The following is a 24,518-nucleotide window of genomic DNA, read 5'->3' on the forward strand; positions in this document are numbered from 1 at the left end:
GCGGATCCCTGGCTTAGCCCTCCGGTCCCCGGTTACCCGAGGGGCATGAAGCTGCATATCCCGGGGCGGAACGACCGGCAGACCCATGAGAGCGCGACGGACGAGCCCCGTCCGGATCACCGGACCGACGCGGCGGACGAGCCCCGTCCGGGTCACGGGACCGACGTGACGGACGAGCCCGGTCCCAGCGACGAGGTGGAGCGGGCAGCACCGGACACGCCGGGCAAGCTGCCGAAGGGGGCGTGGGGCGCGGCGTTCAAAGGCAGTCTGCGCGAGTTCAAGGACGACGAGCTCACCGACCGGGCCGCCGCCCTGACCTACTACGGCGTGCTGGCGCTGTTCCCGGCGCTGCTGGCCCTGGTCTCGATCCTGGGCCTCACCGGCAGGTCCACCACGAACAAGGTGCTGGAGAACCTCCAGCAGCTCACCGCCCCCGGCGCGGCCCGCGACATCATCACCCAGGCGGTGCGGCAGCTGCAGGGCACCGCGGGCGTCGGCTCGATCGTGGCGGTGATCGGTCTGGTGCTGGCCGTCTGGTCGGCGTCGGGCTACGTGGCGGCGTTCATGCGCGCGGCGAACGCGGTCTACGACATCCCCGAGGGGCGTCCGGTGTGGAAGGTGCTGCCGGTACGGCTCGGGGTGACGGTCGCGCTGATGGTGATGGCTGTGATCAGCGCGCTGATCGTGGTGTTCACCGGCGGGCTGGCCCGTCAGGCCGGCGACCTGCTGGGTCTGGGCGACACCGCGCTGACCGTGTGGTCGATCGCCAAGTGGCCGGTGCTGGTCGTCCTGGTCACCGCCATGATCGCGCTGCTGTACTGGGCGGCCCCGAACGCCAAGGTCAAGGGGTTCCGGTGGATCACTCCGGGCAGTTTCCTGGCGCTGGTGATCTGGCTGGCCGCCTCCGCCGGGTTCGCCCTCTACGTCGCCAACTTCGGGTCGTACAACAAGACGTACGGCACGATGGCCGGTGTCATCGTGTTCCTGATCTGGCTGTGGATCACCAACCTGGCCATTCTGCTGGGGCTGGAGTTCGACGCGGAGATCGCCCGGCAGCGGGCCATCGCCGGGGGCCATCCGCCGGAGGCGGAGCCGTACACGCAGCCGCGCGACACCCGGGCCTGGGACGAGCAGGACCGACGGCGCATGGACGAGACCTGAGGGCGCCACGGTCGTCGGCGGGACTCAGTCCATCAGGCCCGCGGCGACCGTGGCGCCCAGCTCCCAGCACCGCTCGACGGCGGCCCGGTCCGGTTCGCCGGTGACGGTCACTCCGTCGGCGGCACGGCGCCAGCCGAGGCCCGTCGTGATCGACTCGATGCCCCGCACCGCGCCCGTGACGTCGTTCCCGCCGTGCACGTAGTACCCGAAGGGCCGGCCCCGGGTGGTGTCCAGGCACGGGTAGTAGACCTGGTCGAAGAAGTGCTTGAGCGCCCCTGACATGTAACCGAGGTTGGCCGGGGTGCCGAGGAGGTAGCCGTCGGCGTCCAGGACGTCGGCGGCGGTGGCGGAGAGCGCCGCGCGCCGCACCACCCGGACGCCCTCGATCTCCTCGGTGGTGGCGCCCGAGAGGACGGCCTCGAACATCGCCTGGCAGTTCGGCGAGGGCGTGTGGTGGACGATCAGCAGAGTCGGCACGCCCCCGACCCTGCCGTGCCGGTCCGCGTGCCCGCAAGCCGCCACGGCCGGTGTCCCGTTGTGGCGGCGGGGCGGGAGTGGCACGATGCCCCGCATCGGTACGCGACGGACGGGGTGCGTCTTGGTCGACGAGGATCACGGGTCACCGGCGGCGGCGGTGTTCGACGCGCTGGGCGGCGAGTACGAGAAGGCGTTCGCCTCCTCACCGGCGCACCGGGCGTCGCTGGACCGGCTGCTCGAGGGGCTGGCGCCCGGCAGCCGGGTGCTGGACGTGGGCAGCGGGACGGGCCGTCCCACGGCCGCCGCGCTCGCCGGGGCCGGCCACCGGGTGCTGGGCGTCGACGTGTCCCCGGTGATGGTGGGGATCGCCTCCCGGCAGGTGCCCGGGGCGGAGTTCCGGTGTGCCGACATCCGCCGGATGCCGCTCGAGGACGGTGCGTTCGACGCGGTCTGCGTGTACTTCGCGCTGCTGCAGATGACCCGGGCGGAGCAGTCGGACCTCGTGCGCCGGCTGGCGCGGGCGCTGCGGCCGGGCGGCCTGCTGGCGCTGGCCACCGTGCCGCTGGACGTCGAGGGGTTCGACGGCGTCTTCATGGGACAGGACGTGCGCGTCACCAGTTTCGCGGCCGAGGACGTCGTCGCCCTCGTGCACGGGGCGGGCCTGGCGGTGGAGTCGCAGGAGAGCGTGATGTTCGCCCCTGACCATCCCGACGCCCGGCCGGAACCGCAGCTCTTCCTGCACTGCCGCCGCGAGGAGGCGTGACCCCTCGGCCGGCCGGTGTGACGGATCGTCGGGAATGACCGGCGCGGAATCAGGTACTCGCATTCCGTTCCCCCATCGGAAAGCGAGGTAGCCGACGCATGTCACAGGTAGAGGAATCGATCGAGGTCGACGTCCCGGTCCGCACCGCCTACAACCAGTGGACCCAGTTCGAGAGCTTCCCGGAGTTCATGAGCGGGGTCGAACGCATCGAGCAGCGCGGTGACACGCTGACCCACTGGGTGACCAAGGTCGGGGGTGTGGAGCGGGAGTTCGACGCCGAGATCACCGAGCAGATACCGGACGAGCGGGTCGCCTGGACCACGGTCGACGGCGAGGCGCGGCAGGCCGGGGTCGTCACCTTCCACCGGGTGCGGGACACCACCACCAAGGTGATGCTGCAGATGGACTTCGACCCGCAGGGGATGGCCGAGAACGTGGGCGACAAGCTCGGCTTCGTCAAGCGGCAGGTCGGTGGTGACCTGAAGCGGTTCAAGGAGTTCATCGAGCGGCGCGGCCTGGAGACGGGCGCCTGGCGCGGCGAGGTCTGACCCCGGTGGGGGCGCGCCGCCCCCACCGGGTACGACGCCTTCGTGGTCCCGGCCCGCGGGCCGGGACCACCGTCGTCTACGGCAGCGGTTTCGGCCCGCCCTGTGCGGCCTGGAGGTCGGCGAGCAGTTCGGCCTGCCCCGCGAGCACGCCGGACAGGATGGTGCGCGCCACCCGCAGCAGCTCCGCCACGTGCGGGCTGGTCAGCGAGTAGTACACGGTAGAGCCCTCCTTGCGGCCGACCACCAGGTTCGCCCGTCGCAGCACCGCCAGCTGCTGCGAGAGGTGGGCCGGCTCGATGCCCACCTCGGGAAGCATCTCCCCGACCGCGTGCTCGCGCTCGCTGAGCAGTTCCAGCACGCGGATGCGGGCGGGATGGCCCAGTGTCTTGAAGAACTCGGCCTTCAGCTGGTACAGCGGCGTGGTCATCGTGCCGTCCCCTTTCCGGCGCGGCAGCGCGGCCCGGGCGGCCGGTCCTCGGTCCATCGCCTCGTCTGTTCGTCGGCGTCCGCCTCGACGCTTTCCGACATTAGCAACTCGGTACATCCCCGCCGCCGGGTGGTCGCGGGCGGCGGACTCACAGGGGGAGCGTGATCCAGACGCTCTTTCCCCGGCCGTCGTCGTCGCCCCGGACCACGGCGGTGCCGCCCAGCCCGTGGGTCAGTTCGACGACCGTGGCCAGGCCGCCCGTCCCGGCGCCGTCCGGCCCGGACAGGCGCGGCCGGTGGGGGTGGCGGTCGTGCACGGCGAACACCAGACAGTCGGCGCTCGCCGCGTAGACCACCGTCGTCTGCGGGGAGACCTCGGCCGCGTGCCGGACGCTGTTGGCGACCAGTTCGCTCAGGATCAGCAGGGCCGGGCCCACCACCGGGTGGTGCTCGCCGACGCCCCACTCCGCCAGGGCCCGCTCGGCCGTCTCGCGGGCGAGGCGCACGGCGCCGGGCCCGGTGGGCAGGGTGAGCACATGGCGGTGCGGCAGGGTGTGCGGCACGGAGGTCGTCACGACGTCTCCCGGGCGGGCGCGGGCACCGTGACCGGGGAGTCCGCCGCCCGCAGGACACCGTCGCGTTCCAGATGGTCGCGGGCGGCGCGGATCGCCTCGGGGGTCGTGGCGTACTCCCGGCCCTCGTGCCGCAGCAGTTCCAGAACGCCCACGGAGTCGAGGGCCCGGCGGTGCGCCGGGCGGACGCCGGACACCATCACGGTGATGCCGCGCCGCCTCAGCTTCGTCACCGCGTCCTTGAGGACCAGGGCCCCGGTGGCGTCGACCACGCTCACATGGGACATGCGCAGGACGACCACGCGTACGTCGGCGAGTTCGGTCAGCTCCAGCAGGAAGCGGTGGGCGGCGGCGAAGAACAGGGGGCCGTCGAGGCGGTAGGCGACGATGTGCTCGGCCAGCAGTTCGTGCTCCTCGTCCGTGTGGTCGCCCCGGTCGAGCGGCAGCGGGGCGAGCCGGGCCTGCCGGGCGACGGCGCGCAGGGCGAGGACGCCGGCGACGACCAGGCCGATGATCACCGCCTGGACGAGGTCGAGCGCGAGCGTGGCGACGGCGGTCAGGACGAGGATCAGCGCGTCGGAACGGGTGGCGCGGGCCATCGCGCGCAGCGAGCCGACCTCGACCATGCGGACCGCGGTGGCCAGCAGTACGCCGGCGAGGGCGGCGAGCGGGATCCGCGACACCAGCGGGGCGGCCGCGAAGACGATCACGGCGAGGACGGCGGCGTGCGTGAGCGAGGCCAGCCGGGAGGTCGCGCCGGTGCGGACGTTGACGGCGGTGCGGGCGATGGCGCCGGTCGCGGGGACGCCGCCGAACAGCGGGGCGGCGATGTTGGCGAGGCCCTGGCCGAACAGTTCGCGGTCGGGGTCGTGCCGCTGTCCGACGGTCATGCCGTCGGCGACGGAGGCGGACAGCAGCGACTCCAGGGCGGCCAGCGCCGCCACGGCCAGGGCGGGCGCGAGCAGGCCGCCCAGGGCGCCGGTGTCGACGAAGGAGAGCGAGGGGGCGGGCAGGCCCGGGGGCAGGTCGCCGATCGGACGCACCCCGTCCAGGCCGGCCGCCTCCGTCACGACGGTGGCCGCGATCACCGCCAGGACGGAGAAGGGGACGGTCGGCTTCCAGCGCGCCCCGAGCAGCATCACGGCCGCCACGGCGAGCGCCAGGGCCGGGGCCGTCCAGCCGGGGTCGCGGACGAATTCCCCGCCCGCCCGCCAGGCCACCACCAGGACCCGCTCCCCCTCGGGCACGGGCACACCGAGGGCGTTCGGGATCTGCTGCAGTCCGATCACGCACGCGATGCCGAGGGTGAAGCCCTCCACCACCGGCGCGGGCACGTACCGCATGCTTCCCCCGGCCCGCAGCAGCGCCAGCGCGACCAGGATCACGCCCGCCATCAGACCGACGGTGAGCACGCCCGCGGGTCCGTGGTCGGCGACGATGGGCACCAGGACCACGGTCATCGCCCCGGTCGGCCCGCTCACCTGCAGGTTGGAGCCGCCGAACACGGCCGCCAGGGCCCCGGCGACCACGGCGGTGGCCAGCCCCGCCTCGGCGCCGAGCCCGGAGGAGACACCGAAACCGAGCGCGAGCGGCAGCGCGACGACCGCGACGGTCAGGCCGGCGAGCAGGTCCCGGCGGGGATGGCGCCGCACCTGGTCCGCGTCGGCGCGGGTGGGCAGCAGCGAGGTGATCCGGGACCGGATTCCGGCCTGCGGCAGCGGTACGGACACGGATACGAACCCTCGGCTTCGGATGCGACTGTATGACGGATACAGCATGTAGCCAATTGCTAAATTTTGCAATTCCGCAGGTCAATGGGGGTCCGGCCGCTGAGTCGCTCCGTCCTCAGCCCGTCATGCGCCTGCGCCACGACGGTTCGACCCGGCGCCACTCGGTCTCCCAGGCGTCCAGGCGCCGCAGTCGCAGCCGGGCGCGGACGAGCCATCCGCCGAACAGGACCGCTCCCCCGGCGGCGACGGCGACCGTGATCCCGGCCATGACGGTCTGGAACCGCGCCTCCGCGCCCTCGGGCGGTGCGGGGACCAGCCGGCCCGCGGGATCCGTCCACACGATGACCCCGGTGCCCGCCGGGCTCCCCGGGTCGACCTCGGCCCGGCCCGTGCGGCCGGTGCCGTCGGGGGCGGTCCACCGCACCTCGGCCCATACGCCGCCGTCCCCGCCCCCGTTCTCCGTCACCGCCGCGGACGGCCCGGCGGCGTCCTCGGCCAGTACGGCGGGGACGGGGACGGCCCGCTCCCGGCGCTCGGCGAGCGACCCGTCCACGGCCCCGGCCGCCGTCAGGCCGCAGAGCGCCCCGAGCAGCAGGGCGAGGACGACCGCGGCGAGCCCCAGCCAGGCCTCGGCCAGATCGCTGCGGCGGCGCAGCGGATTCCTCCGCCACCGCCACAGCCGCACCCTTCGCGGCCTCGCACCCTGCGTCCTCGCCATCGGAGGTCACCTCCTCGCGTGGGTGACGAACGGCGCCTCACTCCAGGGTGGACCCGGCCGCCCCGCTTCCGCACGGGCCGGACGGCCCGGTCCTCCGGTCCGTCCGTCAGACCGTCGGGTGCACGGGCACCACCTCGTGCCGCGGAACGCCGAGGACGACCTTGAGCGCCCCGGTCTCGGCGGCGTTGCCGAAGACGTCGTAGGCCTCCTGCATGTGGTCGAGCGGGAACGTGTGGGTGACCAGCCGGCGGGTGGGCAGCCGGCCGGCGGCCGCCATCCGCAGCAGGGTGGGGGTGGAGCGGGTGTCGACGAGTCCGGTGGTGATGGTGATGTTCTTGATCCACAGGTCCTCGAGGTGGAGTGTGGCGGGCGCGCCGTGCACGCCGACGTTGGCCAGGTGTCCGCCGGGCCGCACCATACGGGCGCACAGCTCGAAGGTCTCGGGGACGCCCACCGCCTCGATGACCACGTCCGCGCCGAGCTCGCCGGTGAGATCCGCGACGAGCTGCTCGGGGCCCTCGCCCGCGTCGGCGACGACATCGGCGCCGAACTCCTTCGCGGCCTGGAGCCGGGAGGCGGCCACATCCACGGCGACGACGCGTTCGGGACCGAACAGCCGGGCGGTGGCGATCGCGGCGAGTCCGACGGGTCCGGCGCCGACCACGACGACGGTGTCGCCGGGACGGACCCGCCCGTTGAGCACGCCCACCTCGTAGGCGGTGGGGAAGATGTCGGCCAGCAGCACGGCGTCCTCGTTGTCGACGGCGCCGGGCAGCGGGTACACCGAGAGATCCGCGTACGGGACCCGTACGTACTCGGCCTGGGTGCCGTCGATCAAGTGTCCGAGGACCCAGCCCCCGCCGCCCCGGCACTGGCCGTACACGCTCTCGCGGCAGTAGGCGCAGCGCCCGCAGGCGGAGACGCAGGAGACCAGGACGCGGTCCCCGGGACGTACGGTGCGGACGTCGCCGCCGGTCTCGACGATCTCGCCGACCGCCTCGTGGCCGAGGACGGTGCCCGGACGGACCTCGGGCACATCGCCCTTGAGGATGTGCAGGTCCGTGCCGCAGATGGTGACGGCGTCGACGCGCACGATGGCGTCGCCGGGTTCCTTGACGGCCGGGTCGGGGACCTCCTCCCAGGCGGACTGCCCGGGGCCGTGGAAGACGTAGCCCTTCATGCCGATCCTCACCCCTTCTCGCTGCTGCGGCGGGTTTCGGCGCCGGGTGCGGTGGCCCGTGCGTCGGCGGGGTGCCGGGTGGGTGCGGCGGGGCGCCCCGCACTTCCAGTCTGGGCGCGGGGCGGCGGATTCGCTCGGGGCGGTTCTCCGTCGGGCGGGCGGCGCCCCCTTGTCGTTCCGCCTCGCGCGCCGTCGGGGTGGGCGGGTCTTTTTTCGCCCCCGCCGCCCCTTCCCTTCCCGTTCCTGGGGGCTTCGCCCCCAGACCCCCTTTGCGCAGTTCCCCGCGCCCCTTTGGGCTGATCCCCCTTTTCACGTCCCAGGGGGTCAGGCCACCGGGCGGGCGATGCCGTCGGTCAGGAGGTGGCGGGTTCGCCTCGCGGAGTCGCCCAGGAGTGGGGCGAGGCGGGAGACGAGGTCGTACAGGTGGCGTACCGCTTCGAGGCGTTCCAGGCGGGGGGCGAGGGCCGACAGGGTGATGGCCAGGGCGACGCCCGCCCAGGCGACGGGGCCGAGCGGGGCGCAGCCGAAGAAGTGGCTGACACCCGGGGTCTGGACGAGGGCGGCGAGCACGGCGGCGGAGCCCAGGGCCGTCACCCACACCAGGGGGCTGTGGCGGCGCCCGGAGAGGGTCTGCACCAGCTGGGCGCCGACCACCCCGCACAGGGCCATCGTGGTGGAGCGGCGTTCGGTGCCGGGGGTGAGGCGGCCGATCAGATAGGCGGTGACCGCGCCGAGGCAGGTGGTGACGCCCCGGCGCCGGATGGAGCGCAGCAGGGGCGCGCCGAGGACGTCGAGGCCCATCGGGCCGGTCGCGGCGTGCGCCGCCGTCGACGGGTCGTCGCTCGGGGTCACCGCCACCGCCATGGCGGGGAACATGTCGGTGAGCAGGTTGACCAGGAGGAGCTGACGGGTCGACAGCGGGGAGGAGCCGGCGAGCAGGGTGCCCAGCACACTGAAGCCGACCTCGCCCGCGTTGCCGCCGATGAGGATGCTGACCGCGTCGGCGACACTGCGCCACAGCGCGCGGCCCTCGCCGACGGCGTCCACCAGGACGGACAGGTCGCCGGTGGTGAGCACCAGGTCGGCGGCGTTGCGGGCGGCGGCGGAGCCGCGGGCCTCGATGCCCACACCCACGTCGGCGGCGCGGATGGCGGCGGCGTCGTTGGCGCCGTCGCCCGCCATCGCCACCACCCGGCCGGCCTGCTGCAGGGCCTCCACGACGTGCAGTTTCTGCTCGGGGGCGACGCGGGCGACGACTCCGGCGCCGTGCAGCGCGCGCACCCGCTCCGAGCGGCCCATGGCGACCAGGTCGTCCCCGGTGACCACCTCCGTCTCCTCGGGCCAGCCCAGTTGCAGGGCGATGGCGCGGGCGGTCTCCGGATGGTCGCCGGTGAGCATGACGGGCAGGATGCCGGCCCGGCGCAGTGCGGCGAGCAGCTCCCGCGAGGTGTCGCGCGGTACGTCGGCGAAGGCGATCAGTCCGGCGAACTCCAGGTCGGCGAGGTCCGCGTCGAGTTCGGCGTCCGCGTCGGCTCCCCGGCACGGGCGCCGGGCGACGGCGAGGACGCGCAGCCCCTGGCCCGCCAGGGTGTGGGCGGTGCCGGCCGCCTCCTCGGGGAGGTCCCGGCAGGCGGGGAGGACCGTCTCGGGGGCGCCCTTGACGACGAGGAGCGCGGCCTCGCCGTCCCGGCCGACGGCCGCCGCGTAGCCGCGGCTGGCCTCGAAGGCCAGTTCGCCGTCGGCGGTCCAGCCGGTGTCGGGCGGGGCGACGTCGAGGACGGCCTCGTCGGTGGCGTGGGCGACCCGGCGCCCCTCGCCGGTCTCCTCCTGCGGGCAGGCGCGCGCGGCGAGCCGTACGACCGGTACGGCGTCATCGGCGTCCGGGGCGAGGACGGTGCCGTCGGCGGTGGCCACCCGGACCAGGCGGAGCCGGTTCTCGGTGAGGGTGCCGGTCTTGTCGAAGCAGACGGTGTCGACCCGGCCGAGCGCCTCCAGGGTGCGCGGGGTGCGGACCAGCACGCCCCGCCGGGAGAGCCGGCGGGCGGCGGCCATCTGGGCGACGGTCGCGACCAGCGGCAGCCCTTCGGGGACGGCGGCGACGGCCACGGCGACGCCGCCGCTGACGGCACGCCGCAGGGGGCTGCCGCGCAGCAGGGACAGGCCGGTGACCAGCGCGCCGCCGGTGAGGGTCACCGGGAGGGCCTTGCGGGTCAGTTCCTGCAGGCGGGCCTGGACCCCGGCGGGCGGCGGGACGCGGGCGGCCAGGGCGACGGCGCGGCCCGCCTCGGTGCGGTCCCCGGTGTCCACGACGAGCGCGTCGGCGCGGCCGGCCACGACGGTGGTGCCCTCGAAGACCATGCAGGTCCGCCGGGCGACCGGGGCGCCGGGGGTCGCCTCCACGGCCTTGGCCACGGGCAGCGACTCGCCGGTGAGGGACGACTCGTCGACCTCAAGGCCGTCCGTCTCCAGCAGCCGTGCGTCCGCCGGTACGACGTCGCCGGCGCCGAGGCTGATCCGGTCCCCCGGCCGCAGCCGGGCGGCGTCGACGGTGACCGTGCGCCGGGAGGTGTCCTGCCGGCGGGCCTTGGGCCGCTGGTGGGCGGCGAGCCGGGCGAGCGCCCGTTCGGCGCGCAGCCGCTGGAGGCCGCCGGCGACCGCGTTGATGTCCATGGCGCCGACGACGAGCAGCGCGTCGACGAGCGAGCCGAGCAGCGCGGAGGCGACCGCCCCGGTGGCCAGGACGGGGGTGAGCGGGTCGTCGAGCTCGCGGCGGACGGCGCCGGCCGCCTGCCAGGTCCAGCGGGCGGGGGCGGCCGCGGGCGTGCGGGTGAGCCGTGCGGCCCGCCGCCGGGAGCGTTCGGCGAGCAGGGCGAGTCCGGTGGGCTCGGTGGGTCCGGCGTCGGTGCGGGTGCCGCGCAGCAGCTCGTACGCCTCGTGCGGTTCCAGGGCGTGCCAGGGCACGTGCAGCCGGGGTTCGGGCGGCGTGGCGCGGGCCACGCGCAGGCCTTCCGTCCAGCCGGTGAGCAGGGCGCCCGCCGCCGCGATGTTCACGGGGGCGTGCCGGGTGAGCCGCTGCCACAGCCGGCCGCCGGGTGTGCCGCCGCGGGCCACCATCAGCCCGGACAGGGCGGCGCCGGCCCGGGCCAGGGTCTGCGAGCGGCGGCCGACCCGGCGGGCCGCCGGGACGGCCGTCAGCAGGCGCCAGACGTCGGCCAGTCCGTTCGGGGCGAGCGCGTCGGCGCCCCAGGCGAGTGCCGAGCGCGCGTCCGTGAGGGCGATCGCCACATCGCCCGCGGGCAGTCCGTCCGCCACGTCGTCGTCGCCGTGCGCGGCCACGCGGGCGACGCTCACCACGATGTGCCCGTCGTTCTGCAGCGCCCGTACGACGTCGCCGAACCGCAGATCGGCGGGGGCGGCCTCGTCGGCGAGGCGGGTGATGTCCTTCAGGTCGGAGCCGCCGGTGACCACGACGTGCAGTCCGGCCCGGCGGGCCGCGTCGAGGACGGCCTCGGCGCAGGGGTCGACGGGGTCCTCGAACAGCGCGGGCTCTCCGCCGGCGTGCCGCGTCCGGCCGCGCAGGGCGTCGGCGTGCAGGACCAGGGAGTCGGCGATCTCCAGTTGCCGCAGCCGCTCGGCGCTGCGGACCAGGACGCCGGACCGGGCGAGGTGGGTGCCGAGGACCGCGCCGAAGGCGGCGGGGCCGTAGCGCGCCGCCTTGGGGGAACCGGCGAGGACGGCTTCGGCCGCCTCCCGGGTGTCGTGGGTGACGAGGAGGGTGGCGGCGGCGCCCGCGACGCTGCCGGTGCCGGCGTGGGCCGCGTACGCCTGGGCCGGCGTCACCCGCAGGGGCGGGCGGATGCCGGCGGGGCCGGGGATGCTGGTGCGCCGTTCGAGGCAGACGTCGTCGTGCAGGGCCTCGAAGGCGGCGACCCGGGCGGCCGCCTCGGTCAGCTGGCCGGTGCGCACCAGTGCGTCGAGCACCAGGGACGCCGGGGACTGTCCGGCGCCGTGCGCGGCGGCGTTGGCGGCGGCGAGGAGGAGTTCCATGCCGCCACGGCCGAACCGCTGCCGCAGCAGGGCGCGGAAGCGGGGGTTCTCGCGCAGCAGGGTGACGGCGGCGGTGACCGCCTTGGGGCTGCGGGGCAGGCCCAGCGACCGGCCGGCCAGGGCGCCGGCCGCGCCGGCGGCGTCCAGCAGCAGCGCGGTGGCGGCGACCCGCACCTCGCGGGGGTCGCCGGGGTGGGCCGGGCCGTCCTCGTCCTCCTCCTCGGGGCCGGCGTCCTCGGTCAGTCCGAGGCGGGCGGCGAGCGCGACGGCACGCTCGGTCACGCGGTCGCCGGCCGCGTCCGTCACGGCGGTCACCACGAGCCGGGACAGTCCCTCGTCCCAGTACGCCGTCAGCACGTCGGGGTGATCGAGCAGTTCGGCGGCGACCTTGCGGGCGAGCGGGGCGGCGGCGCCGTCCGGGTGGCGCAGGGCCAGGTGGACGCGGTGTCCGGCCCGCCAGTGCCGGCCGCCGCCGAGGGCGTTGCGGGCGACGTGGCCGAGGCGGCGCGTCGTGCCGTGGAAGGACGTCATGCCCTGTGCGGTGCCGCGGGCGGCGCCTGCGGCGACTCCCGCCACGGCCCCGGCGAGGGGGGCGACGTCGAAGCGTGTGAGCATCTGCGGGGTCCCGTTGGTCGTGGCTCAGCCGGTGTGGCGGGCGTCGCGCGACCGCCCGGGGGCGTTGTCCCGGTCCGGGCCGGGGCCGGGGTGCGTGCCGTGGTGCCGGGCGGCACCGGCGGACCGCCCGGCGCCGCCGCCCGCCTCGGCGGGCTGTTCGCGCGCGGGGGACTCCGCCCGGCCGTCCCGGTCGCGGGAGGGGTCGGGGTGCGTGCCGTGGTGGCGGGTGGCGTCGGCGACCTGTTTGAGGGCCGAGGCGGTGGTGGTGTCGCCCACCTTGGCGGGCTGCTCGCGCACGGGGCGCTCCGTGCGGCCGGTGCGGTCGCGGGAGGGGGTGAGCCGGTCGCCGGGGCCCGCGGGCGGGCGGTCGGCCGGTGTTCCGTGCCGTCCGTCCGCGTCGGCCGGCGCCTCCGCGTCCGGCGCGTCGTCGAGCCGTCGTGCGGGGTCTTCGCCGTCGGGACGCCGGGCGGGGCGCGGCTGGGTGAGCCAGGCGACGGCCGCGCCGGTCAGCGCCACCGGCCATTCGACGACACCGGCCACGCCGAGCACCCCGGCTCCGGCGTAGACGGCCATCCGGCGTCCGCGCGGGGAGACCGCGCCGATCGCGTCCAGGGCGCCACCGGTCACCCTCCCCACCTGCTCCGCGCCCGGCAGATGCCGCAGGCCCGAGGCGACGGCCCGCAGGGGCTGCGGAAGATCGGACGGACGGGACGTGTCCTGCTCCATGTCGGCCTCCACGGGCGAGTCCCTCACGGGCACTCCTCACCTTCCCTGCCTTCTCCCCCATATTCGGCCGTTACCGGACAAAGCGCCTTTCCTGTACGCCCTCGGCGGCGAGGACGCCGCCTTTCCCCGCGCCCGTGTCGGAACGGGCGCGCCGGGTACTAGGTGCAGGCACACAGCGGACGTGCGGACCGTCCGGCCGGCGAAGGGAGTGGTCATGACGGAGAACGGCGAGGACGCCGCGCTCGCCCGGCCCCCGGGGGCCCGGGAGCTCCGTCTGGCCACGGACGCCCCGGGACCGGTGCCGGCGCACACCGTGCGCGGCGGCGCACGGGATCAGGAGGACGACCCCGAGCTGCCCCGCGACCGCAATCAGGCGATCCTGGAGGCGGCCAAGCGGGTCGGCGCGGTGCTCAAGCGGGGCGGGCACCTGTTCGCCCTGGCCGGCAGTGTCGCCGTGCACGCCCACGGCGGCAGCGGGAACCTCCAGCACGACGTCGACTTCTGTGTCCGGCCCGAGGACGCCGAGTCGGTGGCGGCCACGCTCCGCGAGGCCGGGCTGACGGTGTACACCCCGCCCGAGGACTGGCTGATCAAGGCCACCTGCTTCGGCCAGGACGTCGACATCATCTTCGAGCTGGCGCACCGGCCCGTCTCCACCGAGATGCTCCGACGGGCGTCGGAACTGCCGGTGGAGTCGGTGCGCATGCCGGTCCTGGCGCCCACCGATCTGCTGACCGGCCTGCTGGCCGCCTTCTCGGAGCACCACTGCGACTTCGGGGCCGTCCTGCCCATCGCCCGTGCCCTGCGCGAGAAGGTCGACTGGGAGCGGGTGCGGCGCGACTGCGGGGACGAGCCCATGCCGGCCGCCTTCTTCTTCCTCCTGGAACGCCTGAACGTCATCTGAACGTCCGCGGAAGGGAACACTCATGAACACCCACGACGCCGGATCCGCAGGCGGCACACCGGCGGCGGCGAGCCCGGAATACCGCGTCGCCCACCTCCAGGACCGTCTCGCCTCCGGCGAGCTCGGCGAACTCGGTGTGCGGGTCGAGGTCCGCGGCAAGGACGTCCTGGTCACCGGGACCGTCCCCTCCGCCCGGTGCCGCGAGGACGTCCTGAGCACCGTACGGGAGGAGCTCGCCGGGCTCGAGGTGCACTGCGACGTCGTGATCAGCGAGACCTCGTCCCCCGACCACGCGGAGGAACTGTCATGATCCGGATCGCCGCCGTCGGCGACATCCACATGGGGCCCGACACCCGGGGCACGCTCCGTCCCGCGTTCGACACCCTGCCCGAGTGCGCCGACCTCCTGCTGCTGGCCGGGGACCTCACCCGGCACGGCACCGTCGAGGAGGCCCGCGTGGTGGCCGACGAGATCCGGGACCTGGGCGTCCCCGTGGTCGCTGTGCTCGGCAACCACGACCACCACGACGACCGGCAGGACGAGGTCACGGCCGTCCTGCGGGACGCCGGCGCCCATGTCCTGGAAGGGGAGTCGGCGGTCGTACGGGCCGGTGACGCGCGCGTCGGGGTGGCCGGCACCAAGGGGTTCGGCGGCGGTTTCGTCGGGGCGAGCGCCGGGGAGTTCGGCGAGCCGGTGATGAAGGAGTTCGTGCGCCTCTCCCGCCGGTGCGCCGACGGCCTGCGGGCCTCGCTGGAGAAGCTGGACGAGGAGGGCTGCGACGTCCGGATCGCCCTCACCCACTACTCCCCCGTGCCGGAGACCCTGGCCGGGGAGCCGCTGGAGATCTATCCGTTCCTGGGCAGCTATCTGCTGGCCGAGGCGATCGACACGGCCGGCGCCGATCTCGCCGTGCACGGGCACGCGCACGCCGGCAGCGAGCACGGCATGACGACGGGGGGCGTGAAGGTGCGCAACGTCGCCCAGCCGGTCATCGGCCGCGCCTTCCACGTCTACCACCTGCCGGTCCGCGACCGTGTGGGCGCCGGCACGGGGGCGGCCACCGCCTGAGCCCGCCCGCCGACCCAGCGCCGCCGGCCGCACCGGCGGCGCTTTTCTGCGCTCCGGTGCCGGTCCGTACGGGTCCTCTCGTGTGAACACCCCGCCCGGCGCGCACCTTTTGCGCATTTTGTCTGCTTACCATGCCGGCTCCGTGTCCCGTGATCCGCGTCGCCCGCACGCGCCCGGGGCCCGGTCGCGCTCGCCTGCCCGCGTCACCGCCGGCCTGCGCCTCGCGTCCGTCCCCGCCCGCCCCGTACGAGAGGACACCCCATGGCGCTGTCGGGCCGTACCGGACCGTCGTCCGCACTCGCCCTCACCCCGCACGACGCCGAACTGCGCGCCGCCGCACGGCACCCGGTCCGCCGCCGCTTCCTCACCCTCACCGCCGCGGCCGCCGCCCTCGCCTTCACCACCAACCTCCCCGCGCGCGGCGCCTTCGCCGCGCCCCGGCTCGACGCGGCCCGCATCACCGAGGACCCGTTCACGCTCGGCGTCGCCTCCGGGGATCCGCTGCCCGACTCGGTGCTCATCTGGACCCGGCTGGCCCCGGCTCCCTTCGAACCGGACGGAGGGCTCGGGCAGCAGCGGGTGGAGGTCTCCTGGGAAGTGGCGCTCGACGAGTCCTTCGCCCTGGTCGTGCGGCGGGGCACCGCCCTCGCGTATCCCGAGTACGCCCACAGCGTGCGCGTCGACGTGAAGGGCCTGGAGGCGGACAGCCACTACTACTACCGGTTCCGCACGGGCACCTGGATCAGTCCCGCAGGCCGCACCCGTACCGCTCCCCCGGCCGGCGCCGACACCGCGGGCCTGAGACTGGCGGCGGTCGCCTGCCAGGCGTACCACGACGGCTACTACACGGTACACCGGCACCTCGCGCGGGAGGACGTCGACGTGGTGTTCCACCTCGGCGACTACCTGTACGAGTACGCCGTGAACTCCGCGGGCGGCGCCCGCGGTTACACCGACGTCGTACTGCCGGCCGTGTTCAACCGCGAGACGACGACCCTGGCGGACTACCGGATGCGCTACGCGCTCTACAAGAGCGACCCCGACCTGCGGGCCGTGCACGCCGCCCACCCGTTCGTCGTCACCTGGGACGACCACGAGACCGAGAACAACTACGCGGGCGCGGTCGACGAGAACGGCAGCGACCCGGCGCTGTTCCTGACCCGCCGCGCCGCCGCCTACCGCGCCTACTGGGAGAACCAGCCGCTGCGCGCCGACCAGCTCCCCGAGGGCCCCGACGCCCAGCTGTTCCGCCGGCTGCACTGGGGCACCCTCGCCCAGTTCGACGTCCTCGACACCCGCCAGTACCGCTCCGACCAGGCCTACGGCGACACCCCGCACGTGCCAGGACCCGAGTCGGACGACCCGGCGCGCACCCTCACCGGGGACGCCCAGGAGCGCTGGCTGCTCGACGGGTGGGGCACGTCGACGGCGCTGTGGAACGTGATGCCCCAACAGGTGTGCTTCTCCCAGCGCAGACTGGACCTGAACGCCGAGGCGAAGGTCTCCATGGACGCCTGGGACGGCTACCGCGCCGGCCGCGGCCGGCTGGTCGCGGGCGCGAAGGCGGCCGGTGTCGCCAACTGGCTGGTCCTCACCGGTGACGTCCACGTCGCGTACGCCTTCGACATCAAGGACGACTTCGACGACCCCGGCTCCGCCACTCTGGGCACGGAGCTGACCTGCACCTCCGTCGCCAGCGGCCGCGACGGCGCGGAGCACCCGGCCAACTGGGACACCTATATGCGGGCCAATCCGCACCTGAGGTTCTACGACGGCCGGCGCGGCTATGTGCGCGTCGAGCTGGGCCGGGAGAACGCGCGGGCCGATTTCCGCGTCGTGCCGGTCGTGACGTCGCCGGGCGCCGCCGTCTCCACGGCCGCCTCCTTCGTCACCGAGGCGGGCTCGCCGGGACTGACGCCGGCGTGACCCGTCCGGGTGACCGCCGGCGCACGCCGGTACTGCACTCGGGTCCGTCCGGGTCACCGATGCGGTGAATCCGGCGTGTCCCGGCATCGTGCCGGGTGTCCCGGGCAAAGTCTGAGTCGCCTCCGCAGCTCCGCCACCCTCGAAGGAGACGTACCGCATGGTCCTCAGACACGCCCGGGCCGCACGCCGGTCGGCGTTCACGGCGCTCGGCGCCCTCGTCCTCGCCGGCCTCCCCTGTGTCGCGGCGGCCGACGCCACGCCCGCGGCGGGGCCGACGCCCGGCGCCGCCCAGACCCTGGGCGCCGACCGGCCGTCGCCCCATCTGCTCGCCGCCCTCCGGCGCGACCTGAGGCTGAACGAGGCCCAGGCCTCCGAGCGGCTGGTCAACGAGGCCGAGGCGGGTTCCCGGGCGGGCCGGCTGCGCAACGCGCTCGGCGACCGGTTCGCCGGTGCCTGGGTGCGCGGCGTCACGGCCGAGGAGCTCACGGTCGCGACCACCGACGCCAAGGACGTGCCGGCCATCGAGGCCCAGGGCGCCACGGCCAAGGTGGTCCGGCGGACGCTGGCCGCCCTGGAGGCGGACAAGGCGAAGCTGGACGCGGCGGCCGGGCGCGTCCCGACCCTCGACACGCCCGTCTGGTACGTCGACGTACCGGAGAACCGGATCATGGTGCAGGCGACGAGTCAGGAGGCCGGCAATGCCCTCGTCAAGGCCGCGGGGCTCGAGGGCGCGGACGTCGGCATCCGGATGTCGACGGCACGGCCGCGCCTGCTGCAGGACATCACCGGCGGCGACGCCTTCTACATCGACGACTCCGCGCGCTGCTCGGTCGGCTTCTCCGTCACCCGGGGCGAGCAGCCGGGCTTCGTCACCGCCGGTCACTGCGGCAGGGCCGGAGCGACCACGACCGGGTACGACCGCACCCCGCAGGGCACCTTCCAGGCCTCCGTCTTCCCCGGCGAGGACATGGCGTGGGTGGCGACCAACGCCCAGTGGACGCCCACGCCCGACGTCAAGGCGCAGGACGGCCAGGAGGTGCAGGTCACCGGTTCGGCGCAGGCGCTCGTCGGGGCGTCGGTGTGCCGCTCCGGCTCGACCACCGGATGGCACTGCGGGACCATCGAGCAGCACGACACCAGCGTCAGCTACCCCCAGGGCAGGGTCGACGGGCTGACCCGGACGACGGTGTGCGCCGAGCCGGGCGACTCCGGCGGTCCGTATGTCGCGGGCGCGCAGGCGCAGGGGGTCACCTCCGGCGGTTCCGGTGACTGCACCAGTGGCGGTACGACGTTCTACCAGCCGGTCAACCCGATCCTCGGCGACTTCGGGCTCACCCTGACCACCGCCGCCGCGCAGACGGCGCCGGAGCAGCAGGAGGGCGGCGCCCAGGCGTGGACCGCGGGCCGGGTCTACGAGGTGGGCGCCACCGTGACCCGTGACGGTGTGACGTACCAGTGCCTGCAGACCCACCAGGCGCAGGGCGCGTGGGCGCCCGCCGGCACCCCGGCGCTGTGGCAGCGGCTGTGACGGCATGACCGTACGGCGCCGGCGCCGGCCCTGTGCCGTTCCCGGGCGCGGCCGGGGCCGTATTCCCTCGACGGGCCGCAGGGGTACGGCATCACGAGGAGACGGCGGGCGGGCGTACGCCGGACAGGAGCACGCCGCTGTGCGGGCGGGTCGGGACCCGGTGCAGTGGTATCGCGAGATTCTGTTCCGGCACCGTGTACTCCATCCGGGCGAGCCGCACCGCGAGCGCCTCCAGCACGCCGACGGTGACGCCCTCGCCGGGGCAGCGGTGGCCGGCGGCCGGGTCGCCGCCGCCCTGCGGGATCAATTCGTCGCGCTCCACGGGCCGTTCGAGGAAGCGCCGCGGGCGGAAGGCGTACGGATCGCCCCACAGTGACTCGTCGTGGTTCTGGCCGTACACGTCGAGCACCACCAGTCCGCCGGCCGGGACCCACTCGCCCCGCCAGTACAGGTCCCGGGCGGCCAGACCGCCGAGGAACGGCACGAACGGGTAGAAGCGGCGCACCTCGTGGGCGAACGCGGCGGTGAACGGGACGTCCCCGTCCGCCAGCGGCGCCCGGTGCTCGGGCCATTTGTGCAGGGCGTGCGCGGTGAAGGCGACGAACCAGGCGACGGCGGTCGTCGGGCGGACGACGTTGAGCAGTTCCACCGCGGCCGTCTTCTCGTCGAGCGGCCCGCCGTCCGCGTCGCGGTGCCGGCACACCAGGTCGAGGACCGAGTCCTCGGGGGCGGTGACCGTGCCGGACCGCACGTCCCGCACCAGCCGGCCCAGCCGGTCCTCCTGCCGGGCGCGGGCGCGCCGGGCCCTCAGGTGGCGCGGTCCGGCGGTGGCGAAGCCGTCGACCATGGCGATCATGTCGCGGGCCGTCGCCTCGGCGCCGGCGTCGTCCAACGGTATGCCGGCCCACCGGTGGACCCCGGTGGTGAGCACCGCGGACGCCTCGTCGAACAGGACGACGGAGCCGCGCCGGCCCCAGGCGGGTACGGCCTCGTCCCAGGCCCCGGTCACGTGATCGACGAGGCCGGCGATCCGGCCGGGGGCGAGCAGCGGCAGGAACAGGGACTTGCGGGTGCGGTGGGCGACGCCGTCGAGGGTGTGCACCGCCTCGTGGCCGAACAGGGTGGCGAGCACGGGTTCGGGGATGGCGCGGTGCCGGTGCACGTTCCGCTCGTCGTAGAAGAACCGCACCGCTTCGGGGCCGCGCAGGGCGAGGGCGGGCCGGCCCAGGATCCGGGTGCGGACCACGGGGCCGGGGGTGTCGCGCATCCGGTTGGGCAGCCAGGCGTAGCCCTCGGCCAGCAGAGGCAGGGTGCGGTCGAGCAGGGGGCGGCTGAGTACGTCCATCGCCGTCGGGTGCCCCGGGGGGACGGCGGGACACTCCGGGCGGGGCGGGGTCACCCGTTCGGATGTGGCCGAGGCCACGTGCCGAAGGAGGCCGGGGTCATATCGGGACGGGTGGGGCGGCGGCTAGCGTTCCGCGCGGTCCTTTCACCCCAGCAGCTCGGGCGGCCCGGCAGTGCAAGCAGATCTCTCACCGGTCATCGCGGCGACGGCGCAGTGGCTGACGTGTTCCTTTCCCGCGCCCGGCGGGGCGCTGGCCGCCGCGCTGTGCGAGGCGCAGGCGCGGCAGGCGGTGACCGTCGCGGCGCGGCTGCGGTATCCCACGGAGATGGACGCCGCCCTGGTCGGACTGGCGGGGCCCGGGGGGTCGGGGCGGCTCGACTGGGTGACCGGGGCGGATGCGGAGGGCTCGGGCGAGGCGTGGCGTACGTGGGTCGACGAGGTGGTGGCGAGCTGGGCGGTGTGCCTGCTGGCCGATGCCGAGCTGGCCGGTCTCGCGGTGGCCGCGCTCGCGGAGGGGCCTGTGGTTGTCGAGTTCCGTCGGCTGGTGGCGCCCGATGAGGCGGATCGCCGGGCGGCGGCGTTGCTGCGGCATCCGGATCTGGTGGCTCCGGTGGCGGGGCTTCACCGGTCGGGGCTGCTGAGCCGGCTGGATCCGGATGCCACGCTGGTGAGGTGAGGCGGGGGCTTCCTGCCGGGTTCCGCGTGTGCGGGGGTTTCGCGTGGCCCGGTGCTTTGTGGGTGCCCGGTGTGGGGGCGGGCCGGGGGTTGATTGCGCTGCCCAGCGCTTGCGGGGTGCCGTCGCGCCCACCCGTGCCGCCCCAGCGGCACGACTGCCCGCGGATTGCGCGGCGTGCGGCTGGCGCGGCTGGCGACTGTCCGCGGATGGCGCGGCGTGCGGCTGTCCGCGGATGACGCGGCAGGCGGCTGTCCGCGGATGGCGCGGCGCGCGGCTGTCCGCGGGACGGACGGTGGTGTGCGGGTTGCGTTCTGTTGTTCACTCGATTGCATCAGGTGGCCGTGCCGGGGGGCGGGGGCGGGGTCAGGGTGGGCGGTATGAGTACCGTCATATCGCGGAAGTGGGAGCACGCCGTCGTCACCGGTGGGGCGGGGTTCGTCGGGTCCCATCTGTGTGCCGCCCTGCTCGACGCGGGCGCGGCCGTCACCTGCGTGGACGACCTCAGCACTGGCCGCCCGGAGAACATCGCCCCGCTGCTCGAACGGCCCGGGTTCACGCTCGTACGGGCCAACGTGGCGCAGGAACTGCCGGTCGACCGGCCCACCGACCTGGTGCTGCACTTCGCCTCCCCCGCCTCCCCGGCGGACTACCTTCGGCTGCCGCTGCACACCCTGGAGACGGGCAGTCTCGGCACCCGCAACGCCCTGAGGCTCGCCCAGGACGCCGAGGCCCGCTTCGTCCTCGCCTCCACCTCGGAGGTCTACGGCGACCCCCAGCAGAACCCGCAGGACGAACGGTACTGGGGCCACGTCAACCCGGTCGGCCCGCGCAGTGTCTACGACGAGGCCAAGCGCTTCGGCGAGGCGCTGACCACCGCCCACGCGGAGGCCCGCGGCACGGACACCTGCATCGTGCGGCTGTTCAACACCTACGGTCCGCGGATGCGCGGCCACGACGGCCGCGCCGTACCGACCTTCGTGCGGCAGGCCCTGGCCGGCGAACCCCTCACCGTGACCGGTGACGGACTGCAGACCCGCTCGCTGTGCTACGTCGACGACACGGTGGCCGGCGTCCTCGCGGCGGCCGCCCACGGCATGCGCGGCCCCGTCAACATCGGCAACCCCGGCGAGATCACCATGCTGGGCCTGGCCCGTCTCGTCATCGCGCTCGCGGGGTCCCGTTCGGAGGTCCGCTACATCGAACGCCCGGTGGACGACCCCGCCGTGCGCTGCCCGGACATCACCCTGGCCCGCGACAAGCTCGGCTGGGAACCCCAGGTGGCCGCCGAGGAGGGGCTGCGCCGCACGATCGACTGGTTCCGCGCCGAAGCACGCCGCTGAGCGAAAGGCCCGTCCGCCATGCGCATCCTCGGAATCAACGCCCTCTTCCACGACCCCGCGGCCGCCCTGGTGATCGACGGGCGGACCGTCGCCGCCGCGGAGGAGGAGAGGTTCTCCCGGCGCAAGCACGGCAAGCGCCCGCTGCCGTTCTCCGCCTGGGAGCTGCCCGAGCGGGCCGCCGCCTGGTGTCTGAAGCGGGCCGGGCTGCGCCCGGAGGACCTCGACGCGGTCGCCTACTCCTTCGACCCGGCGTTGGCCCGCCCCGCCGACGCCATGGGCCTGCACGACCCGTGGGACCACCTGCGGCTCACCTACGCGCGGGAGGCACCCGGCTTCCTGCGGACCGCGCTGCCCGGACTCGACCCCGGTCTCGTCCGCTTCGTACCGCACCACATGGCGCACGCCGCCTCCGGTGCCTTCGCCGCGCCGGACGCCGGGGACTGCTCCGTGCTGGTGCTGGACGGCCGCGGCGAACGCGCCTCGCACCTCGCCGCCCGCCGGGTGGGCGACCGGCTCGAACCCCTGCGCGCCCAGGACCTCCCCCACTCGCTCGGCCTCGTCTACGAGGAACTCACCGAGCACCTCGGCTTCCTGCGCTCCTCCGACGAATTCAAGGTGATGGCCCTCGCCTCCCACGGCACCCCGCGCATGCTGCCCGAACTGCGCCGGTACGTGTATCCGACCGGCGACGGCGGCTTCCACGCCACCGGCGTGCCCTGGCACGACCTGTGCGCGCCGCGCGGCCCGGACGAACCGTGGACCCGGGACCACGCCGACGTCGCCGCGAGCACGCAGGCGGTCCTGGAGGAGACCCTGCTGGACCTGGTGCGCTGGCTGCACGGCCGTACCCACGGCTCGGTGCTCACCCTCGCCGGGGGCGTGGCCCTGAACTGCGTCGCCAACTCCCGTATCGCCCGCGAGGGTCCGTTCTCCCGGGTGTGGGTGCAGCCCGCGGCCGGGGACGCGGGCACCGCGCTCGGCGGCGCCCTGCTGCTGTCCGCCGGCGCCGGTGACGAGCCCGAGCCGATGACCGGCGCCGACCTCGGCCGGGACTGGTCCGACGCGGAGCTGGGGGCGTGGCTGAAGACGGCCGCCGTACCCTTCGAACGGCCGGCGGACATCGCCGCCACCGTGGCCCGGACGCTGGCCGGCAACGGCATCGTCGCCTGGTTCCAGGGGCGCAGCGAGTACGGCCCCCGGGCGCTCGGCCACCGCTCGCTGCTGGCCCACCCCGGACACGCGGGCAATCTGGAGCGGCTCAACGACGTCAAGGGGCGCGAGCAGTTCCGGCCGGTGGCACCGATGGTGCTCGCCGAACGGGCCGCCGAAATCTTCGACGGGCCGCTGCCCAGCCCGTACATGCTGTTCGTGCACGACGTGGCGCCCGCCTGGAGGGACCGCGTCCCGGCCGTGGTGCACGTCGACGGCACCGCCCGCATCCAGACGGTCGATCCTGCGCGCGAGCCCCTGGTGGCACGGATGCTGGGCGAGTTCGAGCGGCTGACCGGGCTGCCCGTGGTCGTCAACACCAGTCTCAACACGGCGGGCCGGCCGATGGTGGACGATCCGCGCGACGCCCTGGAGTGCTTCGGCTCCTCCCCCGTCGACCTCCTGGCCATCGGCCCGTACGCGATCCGGCGCGGCGACCTGTTCCGCTCCGGCGACGGCGAGGTCCCCCGGTGACCGGCCCCGCCGCCCCGGACGGGGAGTACGCGGTGGTGGTGCCGACGCTCGGCCGGCCCGGACTCGGCCGGTGCCTGCGGGCGCTGGCCGAGGCGGACGGGCCCGGCCCGGTACGGGTCGTGGTGGTCGACGACCGCCCGGACGCGGCCGGTGCGCCGCTGACCGCCGCCGTCCCGCCGTCGCTGCGCTCGCGCACCCTCGTCGTGCCCGGCGGGGCGCGGGGCCCGGCCGCCGCCCGCAACACCGGGTGGCGGGCCGCCGGGGACGCGCCGTGGATCGTCTTCCTCGACGACGACGTGGTACCCGGCCCCACCTGGGCCGACGACCTGGCGCTCGACCTCGCGGGGGCGAGCGTCGCGACCGCCGGGATCGCCGCCCGGATCGAGGTGCCGCTGCCGCCGGACCGGCCGCCCACCGACTGGGAACGGAACACCGCCGGACTGGCCCGGGCCCGCTGGATCACCGCCGACATGGCGTACCGGCGCCGGGCGCTGGAGGCCGTCGGCGGCTTCGACGAACGGTTCCGCAGGGCCTTCCGGGAGGACGCGGACCTGGCGCTGCGGATGCTCGACGCCGGCTGGGTCCTGTCCGAGGGCCGCCGCACCACCACCCACCCGGTCCGGCCGGCCGGGCGCTGGATCTCCGTACGGCTCCAGGCGGGCAACGCCGACGACGTGCTGATGACCAGGCTGCACGGACGTGGCTGGTGGCGGCGGGCACAGGCGCCGCGGGGCCGGCTGCCCGCGCATCTGGCGCTGACCGCGGCGGGCCTGGCGGCAGCGGGCTGTCTGCTGTCCGGCCGGCCGCGCACGGCGGCGGCGTGTGCCCTCGGGTGGCTGGCGGGGACCGCCGAGTTCGCCCTCGCCCGGATCCTGCCGGGCCCGCGCACCCGCGAGGAGATCGTCACCATGTCCCTCACCAGCGTGTTGGTCCCGCCCGCCGCGACCTGGCACTGGCTGCGCGGCCACGCCCTGCACCGCGCGGCGCGGTCCCGCCCGCACCGGGCCGGTCCCCCCGCCGCCGCGTACTCCCCGTCGGCCGGCGAACGGCTCCCCTCGTGACCCGCCCGTCCCGCCGGCCGCCCC

General features: G+C 75.2%; 21 protein-coding genes. 12 read left to right on the top strand and 9 right to left on the bottom strand.

The genetic code is table 11. The features are described from left to right. Positions 1-45: 45 nt before the first annotated feature. Entirely contained in the window at positions 46-1,161 is a 1,116-nt protein-coding gene (locus IH50_RS0130565) for a YihY/virulence factor BrkB family protein (RefSeq protein WP_030869486.1), read from the top strand. A 24-nt stretch (positions 1,162-1,185) separates the two neighbouring features. On the opposite strand, the gene IH50_RS0130570 is transcribed toward IH50_RS0130565, so the two are convergent. Next, complete coding sequence (locus tag IH50_RS0130570) at positions 1,186-1,638, bottom strand: flavodoxin family protein (protein ID WP_030869489.1); 453 nt, start codon at positions 1,636-1,638, stop codon at positions 1,186-1,188. A gap of 85 nt (positions 1,639-1,723) precedes the next feature. Here IH50_RS0130570 and IH50_RS0130575 point away from each other — a divergent pair, with 85 nt between their 5' ends. Beyond that, positions 1,724-2,401, top strand: a complete 678-nt coding sequence (locus tag IH50_RS0130575; protein WP_037873167.1) for a class I SAM-dependent methyltransferase — start codon at positions 1,724-1,726, stop codon at positions 2,399-2,401. Positions 2,402-2,499: 98 nt separating this feature from the next. After that, a complete protein-coding gene (locus IH50_RS0130580; RefSeq protein WP_030869494.1) occupies positions 2,500-2,949 on the top strand; it encodes an SRPBCC family protein in 450 nt (149 codons plus the stop codon). A gap of 76 nt (positions 2,950-3,025) precedes the next feature. Here IH50_RS0130580 and IH50_RS0130585 read toward each other — a convergent pair whose 3' ends face one another. From IH50_RS0130585 to IH50_RS43620, 7 genes are all read right to left on the bottom strand, one after another. After that, the gene (locus tag IH50_RS0130585) at positions 3,026-3,376 is read right to left on the bottom strand and encodes an ArsR/SmtB family transcription factor (protein ID WP_030869497.1); all 351 of its coding nucleotides are present in this window, start codon (positions 3,374-3,376) and stop codon (positions 3,026-3,028) included. A gap of 148 nt (positions 3,377-3,524) precedes the next feature. Continuing rightward, positions 3,525-3,950, bottom strand: coding sequence for an ATP-binding protein (locus IH50_RS0130590; RefSeq protein WP_030869500.1), 426 nt, complete (start codon positions 3,948-3,950; stop codon positions 3,525-3,527). Beyond that, positions 3,947-5,677, bottom strand: a complete 1,731-nt coding sequence (locus tag IH50_RS0130595; RefSeq protein WP_030869502.1) for a SulP family inorganic anion transporter — start codon at positions 5,675-5,677, stop codon at positions 3,947-3,949. Before IH50_RS0130595 ends, IH50_RS0130590 begins: the two co-directional genes overlap by 4 nt. Before the next feature lie 115 nt (positions 5,678-5,792). Continuing rightward, the gene (locus IH50_RS0130600) at positions 5,793-6,395 is read right to left on the bottom strand and encodes a hypothetical protein (RefSeq protein ID WP_030869504.1); all 603 of its coding nucleotides are present in this window, start codon (positions 6,393-6,395) and stop codon (positions 5,793-5,795) included. 106 nt (positions 6,396-6,501) lie between these two features. After that, on the bottom strand, positions 6,502-7,575 hold the full coding sequence (locus IH50_RS0130605) for a zinc-binding dehydrogenase (protein ID WP_030869506.1): 1,074 nt from the start codon (positions 7,573-7,575) through the stop codon (positions 6,502-6,504). A 324-nt stretch (positions 7,576-7,899) separates the two neighbouring features. Then, on the bottom strand, positions 7,900-12,237 hold the full coding sequence (locus tag IH50_RS0130610; RefSeq protein ID WP_030869508.1) for a cation-translocating P-type ATPase: 4,338 nt from the start codon (positions 12,235-12,237) through the stop codon (positions 7,900-7,902). Between the two features lie 24 nt (positions 12,238-12,261). Beyond that, a complete protein-coding gene (locus IH50_RS43620; protein WP_420709145.1) occupies positions 12,262-12,990 on the bottom strand; it encodes a hypothetical protein in 729 nt (242 codons plus the stop codon). Between the two features lie 187 nt (positions 12,991-13,177). Between IH50_RS43620 and IH50_RS0130620 the strand changes: the two genes are divergently transcribed. The 5 genes from IH50_RS0130620 (at position 13,178) to IH50_RS0130640 (ending at position 18,389) form a co-directional block, all read left to right on the top strand. Further along, positions 13,178-13,867 carry a nucleotidyltransferase family protein gene (locus IH50_RS0130620; RefSeq protein ID WP_030869513.1) on the top strand — a complete coding sequence of 230 codons (690 nt, stop codon included), beginning with the start codon at positions 13,178-13,180 and terminating at the stop codon, positions 13,865-13,867. 22 nt (positions 13,868-13,889) lie between these two features. Next, positions 13,890-14,177, top strand: coding sequence for a BON domain-containing protein (locus IH50_RS0130625; RefSeq protein ID WP_030869516.1), 288 nt, complete (start codon positions 13,890-13,892; stop codon positions 14,175-14,177). Next, entirely contained in the window at positions 14,174-14,935 is a 762-nt protein-coding gene (locus tag IH50_RS0130630; protein WP_030869519.1) for a metallophosphoesterase family protein, read from the top strand. Before IH50_RS0130625 ends, IH50_RS0130630 begins: the two co-directional genes overlap by 4 nt. 261 nt (positions 14,936-15,196) lie before the next feature. After that, the gene (locus IH50_RS0130635) at positions 15,197-16,861 is read left to right on the top strand and encodes an alkaline phosphatase D family protein (RefSeq protein WP_030869523.1); all 1,665 of its coding nucleotides are present in this window, start codon (positions 15,197-15,199) and stop codon (positions 16,859-16,861) included. Between the two features lie 157 nt (positions 16,862-17,018). Beyond that, on the top strand, positions 17,019-18,389 hold the full coding sequence (locus tag IH50_RS0130640) for a trypsin-like serine protease (protein WP_030869525.1): 1,371 nt from the start codon (positions 17,019-17,021) through the stop codon (positions 18,387-18,389). A gap of 91 nt (positions 18,390-18,480) precedes the next feature. On the opposite strand, the gene IH50_RS0130645 is transcribed toward IH50_RS0130640, so the two are convergent. Then, entirely contained in the window at positions 18,481-19,734 is a 1,254-nt protein-coding gene (locus IH50_RS0130645; protein WP_030869527.1) for a cytochrome P450, read from the bottom strand. A 172-nt stretch (positions 19,735-19,906) separates the two neighbouring features. Between IH50_RS0130645 and IH50_RS0130650 the strand changes: the two genes are divergently transcribed. The 4 genes from IH50_RS0130650 to IH50_RS0130665 all read left to right on the top strand — a co-directional run bounded on the left by IH50_RS0130650 (position 19,907) and on the right by IH50_RS0130665 (position 24,494). Beyond that, entirely contained in the window at positions 19,907-20,410 is a 504-nt protein-coding gene (locus IH50_RS0130650) for a hypothetical protein (RefSeq protein ID WP_030869529.1), read from the top strand. Positions 20,411-20,787: 377 nt separating this feature from the next. After that, positions 20,788-21,750, top strand: coding sequence for an NAD-dependent epimerase/dehydratase family protein (locus IH50_RS0130655; protein WP_030869531.1), 963 nt, complete (start codon positions 20,788-20,790; stop codon positions 21,748-21,750). A gap of 18 nt (positions 21,751-21,768) precedes the next feature. Further along, the gene (locus IH50_RS0130660; protein WP_030869533.1) at positions 21,769-23,433 is read left to right on the top strand and encodes a carbamoyltransferase; all 1,665 of its coding nucleotides are present in this window, start codon (positions 21,769-21,771) and stop codon (positions 23,431-23,433) included. Then, complete coding sequence (locus IH50_RS0130665) at positions 23,430-24,494, top strand: glycosyltransferase family 2 protein (RefSeq protein ID WP_030869535.1); 1,065 nt, start codon at positions 23,430-23,432, stop codon at positions 24,492-24,494. The genes IH50_RS0130660 and IH50_RS0130665 overlap by 4 nt, the downstream gene beginning before the upstream one ends. The last annotated feature ends 24 nt before the right edge of the window (positions 24,495-24,518 follow it).

Source organism: Streptomyces sp. NRRL S-37 (genome assembly GCF_000721605.1).
Taxonomy (GTDB): Bacteria; Actinomycetota; Actinomycetes; order Streptomycetales; family Streptomycetaceae; genus Streptomyces.